The following is a 13,613-nucleotide window of genomic DNA, read 5'->3' on the forward strand; positions in this document are numbered from 1 at the left end:
ATAGCCTAACCGTCCCTTTTCGGAGAAAACGGAAGATGAGACGGAGGCGCAAAAAAGCCAAGGAAGGTGTTACTCAATACACCCTTCCCTGGCTTTTTTTGTGCATTTTATACGGCTGGAACTGTGTATCTTGCCATATCAATAATGAAACTGCGCGTTTCCCTTGTTGTATGATATTCACGGCTGAATTGTCTGACCCATTCAGGATGTTCCTGATACCAGCGGAAGGTTTTTTCCAGTCCCTTTTCCAATGTGGTTTGAGGTAACCAGCCCAATTCCGCCCGTAATCTACCTGAATGCACGACCAGACTGGACCCTCTGGACTGGGTTGGCTCTTGCTCCCGAATCTCTACAGCAGCTACGGATCGATCCATCGGTTTCAATATATCCCCGATCTCCTGCATGGTTGTTCCAAGCCCTGTCGATATATTATATACCTGTCCGTCTTTGCCTTTTAGCATGATCTGTTCAATGGCCCGGAGGGCATCATCTACATACAAGAAATCACGCACTGCCGATCCCTGAATATCCAGAGGAAGTCCGTCCAGCATCCGACCGAAGTTGCGAGGAATAATACGGTCTGGCAATTGCCACGGACCATAGAGGTTGGTCAAACGAAAGAGTTTGACTGGAAGCTGGTAACATTGTGCGTAGGAATGAGCAAGCATTTCACAGGCGACTTTGGACGCAGAATAAGGAGAGACCGGCGCATACGGATCTGATTCATGATAGACCCTGCCCCAATCTCCGCCATACACTTCAACAGATGATGCCAGCAAGACAGGGATGTGATGTTCGGTAGCATACTGTAAAATAGCCTGGGTGCTGAGCGTATTATTGCGGAAGACCTCCCCGGGTTGATGATACGAATAATCCACGTGAGGCATGGCTGCCAGATGAATAATGTAATCTGTTCCAGAAGGCAGATGAATCCGGTCCGATGCAAGGTCACAACAGATGAACGGCATCTCGTGCAGAGGAGAGACGTGAACGAGCCTCTGACAATAATCATCCCGATCCAGAAGGGTAATTCGATGTCCCTTTTGCGCCAAATACTGTGACAGATTGAATCCTACAAATCCAGAAGCCCCTGTAATCACAATGTTCACACACGATTCCCCCTTGCGATTTATACAACGAGTGCATTGAAGAGAGTCTATGTACTGAGTATAACCTTAAAATGATACATTTTGTATCATTTTACAATTGTTTTTTGTTCGTCCTTGCGGATATCGGGTAATTTATCATGAGGTGATATGAGATGAGTGATAGGAAAAAGAATATAGAGACGTTATATTTTCAGAATAACGGTGTGATTCCCAATCATCCGACCCTGCCTGTGCTTTTGTATAAAAACGTATGGGCTGAAGAGGCTCTTCATGCAGAATCGTTGCTGAACCGTCATGGATGGGGAAATAGCTGGTTGAATGGTGTGTTCAATTATCATCATTATCATAGTAATGCTCATGAAGCTCTTGCGGTGGTGAGTGGATTCGTGAAACTGATTCTAGGCGGAGAACATGGGCAGAAAGTTTATCTTCAAACAGGTGACGTTGTTGTGCTTCCTGCCGGGACAGGACATAAACGACTGGAGGCCAGCGCCGACTTTCGTATTGCGGGTGCCTACCCAGGCGGTATGAGTTACAACACACGTACAGGTGAAGAAAACGATCGCGCCAAGGCTCTTCAGGAAATCCAAGAGGTTCCGATTCCGGATACCGATCCGGTCTATGGGCAGAATGGTCCTCTAATGGAAATTTGGAGTGGGAAGAAGCCATAATACGAATGAAGATCATAAAAATGAATGGTATTGGAAAGGTATTGGACAATGTTCAGACGATGCTGGTTCAGCACTTCACGAAAAACAAATAGACTGTTCCCCGGACATGTAGGAGTTGCTCACCGGAGAACAGTCTATTTAAGTGGGAATTCTAAAAAGCTGGAATTCGAGATACTTTGTGATTATCTTCTTGTATGAGGAAGGAAACGCTCAGGTCTTCGTCTTATTTCAACCTTTTCGATCACGTAGCTTGTTTTCTATCTGTCAGTTTCAGCCTTAGGCCCTTTCAGCGTTCGGCAAGCCGAACACTGTAATACCTCATTGCAAGTGGCTTTCCATCCATCTCAAGCTGGCCTTGCAGCACCAGTTGTCGTAGACGGTACTCCACGAACGCATCACCTATATGCTGGCTGCTCGTCCCAATCACTTCGCCCACAATACGAGCTGCTCGGATATACTTGCCTGGCTCCCAGTTCGGTGTCAGTTCCCTTACCTTCTGCATAATGTACTCGTCCAACGCATCTTCAGGCAGACTTTGAATCTCGCCATTCTCCATCATACGCAATAGTCCGGGCTGTACCGAGAGTTCCAACCAATCCTGCTCCAGTTGCAGGCGTTCTTGCTTGGACAGCTGCTCTTGCTCAGAGCAGACGTGCCACATCGCCAGAAGCTTCTCAGGAAGAATCTCGCCTGTGTGGAGCACATCATATTGAACGTCAGGTGTATTAAATAATTGCTGATATAAGCCGCTCGTTTCGATCAGATATATAGGACTCTTACTGTCGCGTAATAAATGCATCGCATAGAGTAGTCCCGTCTTCTCACGTGCATTATTCGAATACCAGATGATGATTGACGTCTTGGAATCAAGAGACTGCATTGTGGAGTTAAGCTCAATTAATGATTCAAGTTCATGCATGGCATAAGCCTCGCGGTCACTGAGACACATTCGTTCGGTCAGCCAGAGATGCCTGCGCTGCAGTTCTGCACGATGAGTCAGATCACCTAACGGGCCCACAGCATAATCATCATCCATAGAGAAAAAGCTCCGCTTTTCCTGATTAGGTAAAGTGCTCATTCCCATTTTCAGACTACTCAGAGGTGATTCTCCAAACGTAATATGCATTTCATTTGTCTTGTCGGTCTCAGCCAGAGCTTGTTGTTCCAGCAATTCCAGATCAAAAGGGGTATCCATATTCCGAAACAGAGACTGTACCGACTCCGCAAAATCCACCTTTTCACCTTGCTCCTCCTGCCGCTTGACCACCTGTGCTGATTTCATATAAAGCACACGCAGAGCTGAACGAAGGTCATTCTCATTCATGCGATTCAACACTCGACTGAAAGCAAAGATATCATCAATCATGCTGATCCTCCTTCAAGCTAACGTCAATATTGACAGAGATTAAATATCTGAACACTGATATTCCTTTTGTTTATGAGGAGATTGATTTTCCAGTTGGTTGATTCAGATCACTCAACTCTTCACCATCTGACGATGACCGGGTAAAGTGTCGCTCCAGTTTGCGGCTTGCCCACAAGGAAACCGCAATGAACAACAATACGCCCACCCAGCGTGCAGGGTGCTCCAGAAATTGTTCCACATTGGAACCGATATACGTCACAGAGAAGATCATGATCGCTTTACCACAGCCCACCGCAAGCAGGAAGGATAATAACCGCATTCGCGCGATCCCTGCCGCCACATTAATAATGACGAACGGACCCACCGGGAAGATACTGAGCAGAAAGACATACCCGAACGCGTTCCTCCGAATCCACACCATGCTGCGTTGCACACGAGGTTTGCGTGCCCACCGTTCCACAAAGGCAGATTTCCCGATCTCCCGTACGATCAGAAATGTCACGGTGCAACCGAGAATCATGCCGATCCATGAATATAAGAACCCTGCCCACAGACCGTATACCGCACCGTTCACACCCACAATCAACAGCGTTGGAAGTGGCGGCACAAATGATTTCATAAACGTAAGCAATATTCCCGGTAATGGGCCGAAAGAGCGAAACTTCTCCAGCCAGAAACGAATATTTTCTTCCGTAATATATGACATAATATCCAATGCTGCCGGGGTCATTAGCATCCATCCAATCTATACAATCTACATTCTTAGGTTTGATGCTCACTATACCTTTCATCATTCAAGTGAATGATGAAGCTTCTTTCACAACTCACTCCAAGTATAACGTACATCTTCCATGAACAACGTTGTCAATTTGAAGAAATTATCGCACAGTGAACTGACGTCCCACCGAAATCAAAATGAAATCCAAAAAGCACACCTCGACCCTCTAGTGGTTTGGTGTGCTCTTCATATTAAAACCCGATGTTATCTTCGGGAGTATATCATCCTTCTTCCAGCTGTGCTTCCTGCATTGCGAGTTCAATCAACTCTGCCTGATGGGCAGCATTCCATTCAGGAATCCCGGAACGCATGAACTCTTCAGCATCCATTGCCGCTTTGGACTGGTTGCAGAGATTGCAAGCGCAGACACAGTTAAGCGGGGTGGTATGTCCACCTTTGGCACGCGGCAGCAGATGGTCGATTGTATCCCCGTACGATCCACAGAAGTAACAGGTATAGTGATCCCGCGTCAGAATATACCGCTTGAAATCCTTGTTGCTGAACAATCGGCGAATCGTGTACCGATTGACCACCACAGCAGCTTTTTCCTTGACCAGGGTGACCGCAAGTTCCATGTCCACTTCTTGATGCCAGCGACGTCCCTTGTCCGTTTTGCCGCGCATCCGTACCATGCCTTGCCGGTTGGTCCGGAGCGAAGCCGGATCTTCCGGATCGATGGCTACCGGAGCCGCCGGCGTCTGGCGGCGAGGACGGCCGTCCGTGCCAGCGCCGTGACTACGGCTGGCATGCGCGGGCCGCTGCCCGGATGCACCGCGGGCAGCGTCTTCGCCGTTCGCCTTAGGCACACGCTCCTTGCGCGCCTGGCGCGGCTTGGTCCCTGGCGAGCCAGGCTGGCGCACGGGCGCAGGAGGCCCTGCCTCCGCAGCAGCCCCCGGCGCTTGCCCAGGCTCGCGCCCGGTGGCGGCAGGCTGTGCCTCCGCCGCCGTCGGTGCAGCGACCGTGGTTGCATCGCCACGGTCGCTCAGTGCCGGCGCATGGGCCTCAGCAGCGATGCTGCGGGCCTGCCCTGCGCCGGGCGCGAGCGCGCCAGCACGCTTGCGGCGGCGCTTGCGCTTGCGTTTGGCTGCGGTCGGTTGATCCGCAGCCATGGGCTCTGCTGCCGGGCCTTGCGGCTCAGCAGGCAGCAGAGCTTGGTGGGCCGCCGCAGTCTGTTCGGCGGCCTGCACTGCAGCGGCTGCTCGCGCGCCAGCCCGCTGTGCAGTGCCCTTTGCATTCGCAGCAGCAGGGTCCTGCGACTGCATTTCCCCACGCCAGCGATCGCCTGGCTGTGGCTTAGCCAGATCGGTTGCTGCCTCACCCGCCAAACCATCATGCTCCAGACTAGCCTCTTTCTGCGTATTACCTTGCATTCCGTCTGGCTTGCTCTTCCTCCGTCTTCTCCGCTTCTTCCGAATTCCTGAAGAAGGGGGGGAGGAAATCACCAAGTCAGCGTGTTCATCGTCATCCGAAGATGTCGAGTCCAATGTGGGCTCAGGCACTCGACTTCGATCCGGCTCAGTTGACATAATAGATCCCCGCTCCATACCATGAGCGATCTGACCTGCTTCATTTTTCGCAGAGACAGATGATCTGTCCGTAACCGCAGCACGGGCGACCATTCCATCCCGTTGACGCTCTATCTGTTCACCTGTATGCCCGATTGAACGAGTACCACGTTCAGCCTGTCCACCGAGCTGACGACAGCTTCGGCAGGCTCCCCGCCTGGCTCCGGGACCTGCCCGCTTTCCGGTTCTGCGCCGGAATTCGGACATCGCCCGCTGTTGTCCGCAATACATACACGTTTTGCTCAGTCGCGCTTCTTGTTCCGTCTTTCCTTGCCGGAAAGGGGCTGGACCCGTCTCCATGTTGTCACCTCGGTTCCGTATGAATCCGGTTTCTTTCTATTGTATCACATCTGCTCGTGAACACCCTCATGGCCATAGGCCTGATAATCTTTCGAGTTGTACTCCTGTGCCTGTTCATTACATTCGTGAAGAATGTGTTCCACATATTCCAATATATCCTGCATCGGTCTCCCGCATTTTTCGCATGTTGTCATGTTATTCACCTTAACCCTGTTATCTATAATGTATTAACGTTCCGCCATATGATTACCCCTCAACCATGAAAAAGAAACACTCGTTCCCCATAATCCAGATTATCGTATAGATAAAAAAAACCGCTCCTTGTTCTCCCCTAAGGTCGACCAAGAAACGGTTTATTATTCCTGTGTTGGAAATACATCTTAACGAACGTCCAGTTGGCCCGAGTTCTGTTGAGGTACCAGTCGCGGTTTCGGTTTCGGCAGATTGCCAAAGATGACCCACGCATAGGGAACGAACCTTGCCGTCAATCCAACGACAATCCACGAAGCGATCAGCGCTACCCCGAATCCTCCGGCATACCACAGATGCACTAACCAGGAGACTCCTGTTTGCGGTGGAAATTCACGATACACCAGCAGGAAGAATGGATGAATCAGATAGATCCCAAACGACAGAGCTCCAAGCCGGTTTAGCGGCTTCACGATCAGTGATGGCCCTTTGCGATAGAGCAGATAAGCGACCTGGATCAGGACCAGGGCACAGGCGAAAGTATGAACATTCCAGAAGAATTCATACCATAGCGTGTTATACGTTGCGATCTTCAGACGCAGCAGATAATAGATATACACATGGCCAAGTCCGGCAATGATCCACACCGCCCAGAGCAGAATCCATGAAGCTACGCGCCCTTTGGTTGCATTGGCCCGACTGATGACGAACCATTGCTTGATTTTAGGGAAATACACCCCGATAAAAGCACCCAGCATGAAATAGGAAAAATACGAGAACGCCCAGCTTCCCTTGTTGGGTACCTGGAATCCATATTTATTACTTACGATGAATGCCCATTGAATCAATAGACCAATTGGTACAGACCATTTCACCACAGAAGGATACTTCTTGAGCAGCCATAACACCAATGGGAATAACAGATAAAATTGCATGTTAATGAATACAAAGTACAGATGCGTATATGCTTTCCCCGTAAACAATTTCGTTATGAAGCTTACAGCCGTTTCGCCGAACGGTCGACCCTGATAGTGCGTGAAGTGCAGAATAACAAAATACATCAATGAGAACAGGAAATACGGAAGCAATATATACACGAATCTTTTCTTGTAAAAATTACTTACGAGTTTCTTGTCCAGCGGACGGGAATAATAGTTGTAGAACAGTACGAAACTGCTCATAAAAATAAAGGTTGGCGTACCATATTTCATAAAAATATTAATAAAGTTGTACAGCCAGTAGTAGCCTGAGCCCGTCATGTCCACCGTCGCATAAGATGTGGAGTGCACGCATAGTACGCCGATAATTGCCATGGCACGTACCAGATTCAGCTCTGGAATTCGCTCTCTTTTCAGTGTTTCACTCATGTTCACGTTTCTCCTTCATATGTTCGTCAATATGTCAGATATGACTTAATACATTAAAGCTCTCTATCTATTAAAAGCCATATTGCTTAAGATGGGTAGTCCAATTTCTTAATAATTCCTAAATTTTCAACACATTTCACACTATTTTCATGTCTATATATGTAAAAAAGACCGCGAGTACGCGGTCTTTCGAACATCCTGCTTTCAACCAAATTATTGTTGGTTCGTCCGGATGAGAATGGTAAATCTGGTTAGACACTAAACTCGCCCTGCCCGAGTCTACTTCCCACGACTCGCCAAAATCTGTTTGTACACCTCAATTGCTGACTGTCTCGATGCCTTGAGATCCACAATGGCATCCTTGCGCGGCTGATGGATGTCTTTGCTGTGCAAGTCTTTCAATTCAGGCAACCACTTACGAATATAATCGCCTTGCGGATCATATTTCTCGGATTGCGTTACCGGGTTGTTCACCCGAAAATACGGAGCCGCATTCTCCCCAAGCGAGGCACACCATAGCCAGTTACCCCGGTTCTGAATGTTGTCATAATCACTCAGCTTGCGCCTGAAATAGGCTTCACCCAAGGTAAACGGACATTGCAGGTTTTTGGTGAGAAACATCGCCGTGAGAATCCGCAACCGATTTGGCATATGCCCGGTTTTATTCAGTTCCGTCATGGCTGCATCAATAATTGGAATGCCCGTCTCTGCCCTGCACCACCGTTCAAAATGATTATCATGGAGTGACGAGAGATCATACACCTTTTCATATGTAAAATAGTGACTCTCATAGACCGCCCGATACAGATAAAAGTCGCGGAAGCACAGCTGTCTGATCCACTCTCCAGCTTCCGCCGTGCGATTCGCGGCATCGTACATTTTGCGGATCGACACGGCTCCAACCGCTACATACGAACTGAGATGACTCGGCTCGTAAGCCTCATATTCATCCCGATGATCCCCATATTCAGCAATTCGATCCGATAAGAATTGATCCAGCAGGAGATGCGGGTCCTCGTCATTCGAACCACTGCCCTCCAGCAACTCTGAAGGAACCATCATCGCATCCGGCCATTCAATCGGACGATCGCTCACCTTCAACTCGGCAACCGTTGTTGCCGAAGGAGGATTGGGATGTTCATTCATGAATTCCACCCACCGCCGATGAAAAGCCGCAAATACCTTATAAGGCTCCGACTTGCCCGTGAAATTCGCGAATCCATTCAGATCCATCAGCAGATGATCCGTCAGTTGCGTAAAGGGAACCTCGTATGCCTCACTGACTTTGCGTATGGCCCTATCCCGCTCAATTGCATATGGCGTCATGTCCCGATGGACCACAACCTCATTCATCTCGCCTTTGAATTCGTTCAGGATAAAATCAACCACTTCAGCCGGTTTGCCATAAGCAACATGCAGTTTTCGTTTGGCTTCAAGATACTGCCTGCCTAATGCCGCTGCATGCTGTCTAAAATTCACACCGCTGTGTTCCTTCTCTCGGCCTTGCCGCAGGAGAAATGGATCATAGATGAGAACATGCACACTCTCTTCTTCGTGTTCCCGCAAATAATCAAATGCCGCCAGATCATCCGTACGCAGATCTTTGCGGTGTATGAATAGCTTCATGCCTCACCCTCCTGTCTGAACTTCGTTTATTTATCCGTCAGATTCTGATATAACCGGCTTGTCTCCGGCTCCGGCTGATGCCCCAGATCCTCACTTAATGTCAATGTAAATGAATGATATAAACGAAGTATGCCTTGCTGATCATCCATAGATGCATACACTTCCATCATGAGTCGGCAGACTTCTTCCAAATAAGGCTCCCGTTCCTGCAATAACGTTAATTGCTCAATTGCTTCCTTGCCACGACCATGCTCCATATCCCATCTCGCGATGTCCATAACCAGCCCTGTATACTTGCGTCTGAGTTCCCTTGCTTTGGCCTGTGCCCAACGATAATCATGCTCTTCCAGATAATCGGCACGATAGAGTGGAATCATATGTCTCAGATCATCGATATTGTCTGATGTGATGGCGTTGTAGACCATGGCTTTCTCAAATTGATCCACATCACTTACCAGGTTGCCTGATAACAGACGATAGCGGTTCATATTGTACTCCAGCTTGCCTGTCATATTCCATTCCTTAAAAAGCTTTCGAATCTGGTACACGGAGGTATGTAGATGTGTTAGACCTTTTTCCTGGGAAACATCACCCCATAGCTGATCAAGCAGAATCTCCTTGCTTACCCACTCTTCCCTGTGATGAAACAAAAAAGCAAATAGTTCCTGCGCTTTGGTTGTACGCCACTTATGTTTCTCGGCACCCTGTTCTAGGCTTTTATAGATGTCCAGATGTTTGAACGTTAGCAGCCCCGGAACCTCGGTATCCAGCTCCACAGAGACAGGTTCCGATGCCTGTACCTCGGCGCTAGCTGCAACCTGGGAATGATACGACATTATGCCCGCGATCCGATCAATGGTTTTGGCCAATCGTGCGGAGCTTACCGGCTTAAGCACATAATCCAGTGCATGCAGCTCAAATGCCTCAACCGCATGATCCGCATAAGCCGTCACAAAGATGATACGAATACTCTGATCCAATTGCTGTATATATTCAGCCGCTTCCAGGCCATTCATTTCCGGCATTCCAATGTCCAAAAACACAACATCTACACGTTCCTTTGCCAGAAAATGAAGACCATCACGAGCTGTTGAAAAACATTGCACGGATGTAATCCGTCCGTCTGTCCGTAGTAAGCGCTCCAGATGGAGCTGCGCTGGCTTCTCATCATCGATCACAATGGCTCTCACCGTTCTTTCAGCCTCCTGCCATGAAAGATTCAATTAGAATGCCGATTCTATCGGCATCCGCTTATTAGGTCGTGTCTCAAAACTCGCTGAAGTGCATCTTTTACCGCCTTTTCGCCCCCTGCTGCGTCACTTTCCCTTGACGTGCCCCGACACGCCTGCGTAAAATTTCCTGGCTTGGAACGAAAATTCGGCAAAATCTGCTTCCTTCGGAGTTTTCAGCCCCTCCCTAGTCTGTTAACCATAAATGCTTAACTCGGCACACTATTTGGTATAATCCACCTTTTGCACAGGGATGCGGAACCGGATCTGTGTGCCTTTACCCACATGGCTATGAATCTCCAGTCCCTGACCATAGAGAGACATCAGGCGGCGGTTTATATTTTGCAGCCCGACACCTCCAGGACCTTCGGTTTTCCCAGACTTGACCTGAGCCATACGCTCGGGAGGGATACCCACACCATCATCCTGGACCTGCACGACCACATGCTCACTCTCTTTGAAAATCCTAAGATGAACTGTCCCGCCGGCTGCCCGCTCCATCACGCCGTGTCGAATGGCATTCTCCACAAGTGGCTGGATGCTGAGAGGTGGCAAATAGAGCTGCACATCCGGCTCCACCTCATATTCAACCACCAGTCTTTCCTCGAATCTGGCCTGTTCCAGATGCACATACGATTCCACCAATTCCAGCTCTTTGGTCAAAGGAACAAGCTGCTCCCTGTTCTGGAAGTCAAAGCTTCCACGCAGGTAATGACTGAGTTCAATCAGCAGATCGGTTGCTTTGTCCGGATTCACTGCACAGGTCGCGATAATGACATTGAGTGCATTATATAGAAAGTGAGGCTTGATCTGGGCCTGCAAAAAGGCCATTTCGGTCCGGATAGCTTCCTGCACCGAACTCCGCATTTCAATTAACGTCCGAACTCTGGCTCGCAATTCACCGGCATCCACCGGTTTGCTCAGAAAGTCATTGGCTCCCGCCTGAAATCCGTGTTTGATATCTTCAGGCAACCCTCGGGCGGTCAGCATCAGAATCGGCAACTCAGACAAGGAACTGTGCTCGCGCAGCTTGCGACATAACTCAAGCCCGGACATTTTGGGCATCATCCAGTCCGTAATAACCAGATCAATGGACGGAAATTCATCACGGAGTTTCAATGCAGTGGACCCGCTGTCCGCTGCAATCACACGATACCGCTCCGTCGATAACAGGTTAAGCAAGACCTGTCGATTGACGGGATCATCGTCTACAATCAGAATGGTATGCTCTCCTTCCACAAGATCTTCCGGCTCATCTGACTCTCTCGTCACAATCTCCTTCGCCCCCACCCCTTGTGCAGCAACATATCGTGCGGCAGCGGGTTTCGTATGAGATTGCAGCAGCGGCAATTTCATAACAGGCAGGGTGAAATGAAAGGTCGAACCTTGTCCCGGCTCCGATTCAACCCAGATCTCACCTCCGCCAAGCTCGACAAGTTTCCGTGTAATACTCAGACCGAGTCCGGTTCCATTATTCACCCGTTCCACGGTTCCGTTACTCTGCTCATACGCCCGGAAAATATCTTCTTGTTTGTCCAGGGCGATGCCTACCCCCGTATCGGCAACGGATACCTTCACCCAATCCCTTTCAACACTGGCATACAACCGAATCTCACCCTGCTCAGTATATTTATAGGCGTTGCCCAGCAGGTTATACAAAACCTGCCGGAGACGGTCTTCGTCTGCCTCAACAAGCGGCAAGGACTGGGGCCATTGCTGAATCAATATAACCGGCTTGTCCTCAAACGTGAACCCCGAGACTTCAACTACAGTACGAGCAACGGATTCCAGATCTACAGCTACCCGTTTCAACTCAATCTCACTATTTTTTAATTTGGAAAAATCCAAAATGTCGTTAACCAACAGTGAAAGTCGCTTGCCGGTTGAAGTAATCATGGACAGATTTTTGGCTTGCTTGGGTGTGACTGCTCCGGCCGCACCTTCCAGCATCGATTGTGCAATATTAATGATGCCATGCAGGGGAGTTCGCAGCTCATGAGACGTATTTGCCATGAACTCGTCCTTGAGGCTGTCGATGGCGAGCAACCGCTCCGACAGGGCTTCCACGTCGCGGAATGATTGGGCGAAGCGGATGGCGGTCACAATCATCTGGGCAAATACAAATAATAAAAGTTCAATCAGCGCTAGGAACGCTGTGTCTAGGGTAGTGAATGCACCAATTGTATGCAACACAACAACCATGAGTATGCTCATCATGCTCACCAGTGCAAAGTGGCTATCATTCGGCCGTCCTTTTAACCAATAGAACATGGCTCGCAGCGTGTAGAGCATGACAACAAGCGAGATCAGCAACATGGGAAGCTCAAGCATCGAGAATAGAGCTGGAGGGAGCGTAAGACCGACAATGGTCTGCGTAACGAGTAGCACGACAGCCAGACGTACAAACCACTGATGAACTGCTCCTGGCACCCGGGCATCCATATACCGAAGCAAAAAGTAATAGGCAAAGGCTGAACTAAGGAGTTGAATTCGAAGCATCTCATTGTTGGTCAGAAACGGTACAAACGTCCCAAGTAACTTCTCCCCATGGGTCAGAGCGTATACCGCACCGGAAAGGCTGAATAATCCGAGGAAACGAAGCTCCTTCTCCGTACGCCGCAATCTGAACAGAAGTAGAAAAAAGGCGGCTGGCAAGATAAAACCGAATAAGGTCATCAGATCCTTGAGCCAATCCTGCTGCTGGCTTTTCAGAATACTATGTTCGTCTCCAAACAAGATGGGCGCTACAATGCCCCCGGAAGAATAACTATAGTTTGATACCTGAATGATAATGTCAGCCGTGTTTCCTTCAATGGAGGTGAACCCTGTAAAAGGCAGGTTTAATTGTACATCTGTCGCCGGGGTCTTTCCTGGCAGTCCATTCCCGCCAATCTCTTTGCCATCAATAAATACCCGGTGAGCCATACGTATATTCTTCGTGCGTATGCCATAATCGTTTTTGGTCGTTCGGGGTGTAAGCTGTACTTGCACATGATAGGTTCCATACCCATGTGCTTGTCCGAGAGATTTGTTCCATCGGGCCGGAACCTGAGTGCCAGACGAAGCCGGCAATGGCTTGCGTCCAGATACACTCGCTTCAATATCTGCCGGGCTCAGTAACTGCCCAGGGTAGAAATCCCAAACTCCCTTTAAAGGCGCTGCACCCTTGCGATCAAAGTCCCATTGGGTCAGATCAATTTTCCCATCCATAGCCTGGGGGTTACCCCGCTCGCTAATTATCGTCTGGGCAATCCAGCCCAGCGGAAAAATGACAATGCATATGAAACTTAGGGTCAGCATAATCCAGTGTTTTCTCATCTATATATTCCTTCCATCCACAAGGGCGAGAGACGTCTAATTTTGTCGTTTTATTCCTATTCATCATTTTAAACGTTTCTAGTGCTCACTGAAAT

Annotated in this window: 8 protein-coding genes and 1 pseudogene; 1 reads left to right on the forward strand and 8 read right to left on the reverse strand. The window is 49.0% G+C overall.

What is annotated here, in order from left to right:
- Positions 1-107 precede the first annotated feature (107 nt).
- The gene (locus MKZ12_RS28665; RefSeq protein WP_339238645.1) at positions 108-1,109 is read right to left on the reverse strand and encodes an NAD-dependent epimerase/dehydratase family protein; all 1,002 of its coding nucleotides are present in this window, start codon (positions 1,107-1,109) and stop codon (positions 108-110) included.
- Between the two features lie 152 nt (positions 1,110-1,261).
- On the opposite strand from MKZ12_RS28665, the gene MKZ12_RS28670 reads away from it, so the two are divergent.
- Positions 1,262-1,780: a cupin domain-containing protein gene (locus tag MKZ12_RS28670; protein WP_339257892.1), complete on the forward strand. Its 519-nt coding sequence runs from the start codon at positions 1,262-1,264 to the stop codon at positions 1,778-1,780.
- A gap of 286 nt (positions 1,781-2,066) precedes the next feature.
- Here the strand turns inward: MKZ12_RS28670 and MKZ12_RS28675 are convergent, their stop codons facing one another.
- The 7 genes and pseudogenes from MKZ12_RS28675 to MKZ12_RS28705 all read right to left on the reverse strand — a co-directional run bounded on the left by MKZ12_RS28675 (position 2,067) and on the right by MKZ12_RS28705 (position 13,518).
- Positions 2,067-3,146, reverse strand: a complete 1,080-nt coding sequence (locus MKZ12_RS28675; protein ID WP_339257893.1) for a DUF1835 domain-containing protein — start codon at positions 3,144-3,146, stop codon at positions 2,067-2,069.
- Positions 3,147-3,216: 70 nt separating this feature from the next.
- Positions 3,217-3,876, reverse strand: a complete 660-nt coding sequence (locus MKZ12_RS28680) for a TVP38/TMEM64 family protein (RefSeq protein WP_339257894.1) — start codon at positions 3,874-3,876, stop codon at positions 3,217-3,219.
- Between the two features lie 269 nt (positions 3,877-4,145).
- Positions 4,146-4,580: pseudogene (locus MKZ12_RS28685) on the reverse strand (HNH endonuclease); the annotation flags it as partial.
- Between the two features lie 1,589 nt (positions 4,581-6,169).
- Positions 6,170-7,345, reverse strand: a complete 1,176-nt coding sequence (locus MKZ12_RS28690; protein WP_339238651.1) for an acyltransferase — start codon at positions 7,343-7,345, stop codon at positions 6,170-6,172.
- A 279-nt stretch (positions 7,346-7,624) separates the two neighbouring features.
- A complete protein-coding gene (locus tag MKZ12_RS28695) occupies positions 7,625-8,971 on the reverse strand; it encodes a deoxyribodipyrimidine photo-lyase (RefSeq protein WP_339257895.1) in 1,347 nt (448 codons plus the stop codon).
- Positions 8,972-8,997: 26 nt separating this feature from the next.
- Positions 8,998-10,161: a response regulator gene (locus MKZ12_RS28700; RefSeq protein WP_339257896.1), complete on the reverse strand. Its 1,164-nt coding sequence runs from the start codon at positions 10,159-10,161 to the stop codon at positions 8,998-9,000.
- Between the two features lie 261 nt (positions 10,162-10,422).
- Positions 10,423-13,518 carry an ATP-binding protein gene (locus MKZ12_RS28705; RefSeq protein ID WP_339257897.1) on the reverse strand — a complete coding sequence of 1,032 codons (3,096 nt, stop codon included), beginning with the start codon at positions 13,516-13,518 and terminating at the stop codon, positions 10,423-10,425.
- Positions 13,519-13,613 lie beyond the last annotated feature (95 nt).

The sequence above is a fragment of the Paenibacillus sp. FSL R5-0713 genome (assembly GCF_037973325.1).
In the GTDB taxonomy this organism is placed as follows: Bacteria; Bacillota; Bacilli; order Paenibacillales; family Paenibacillaceae; genus Paenibacillus.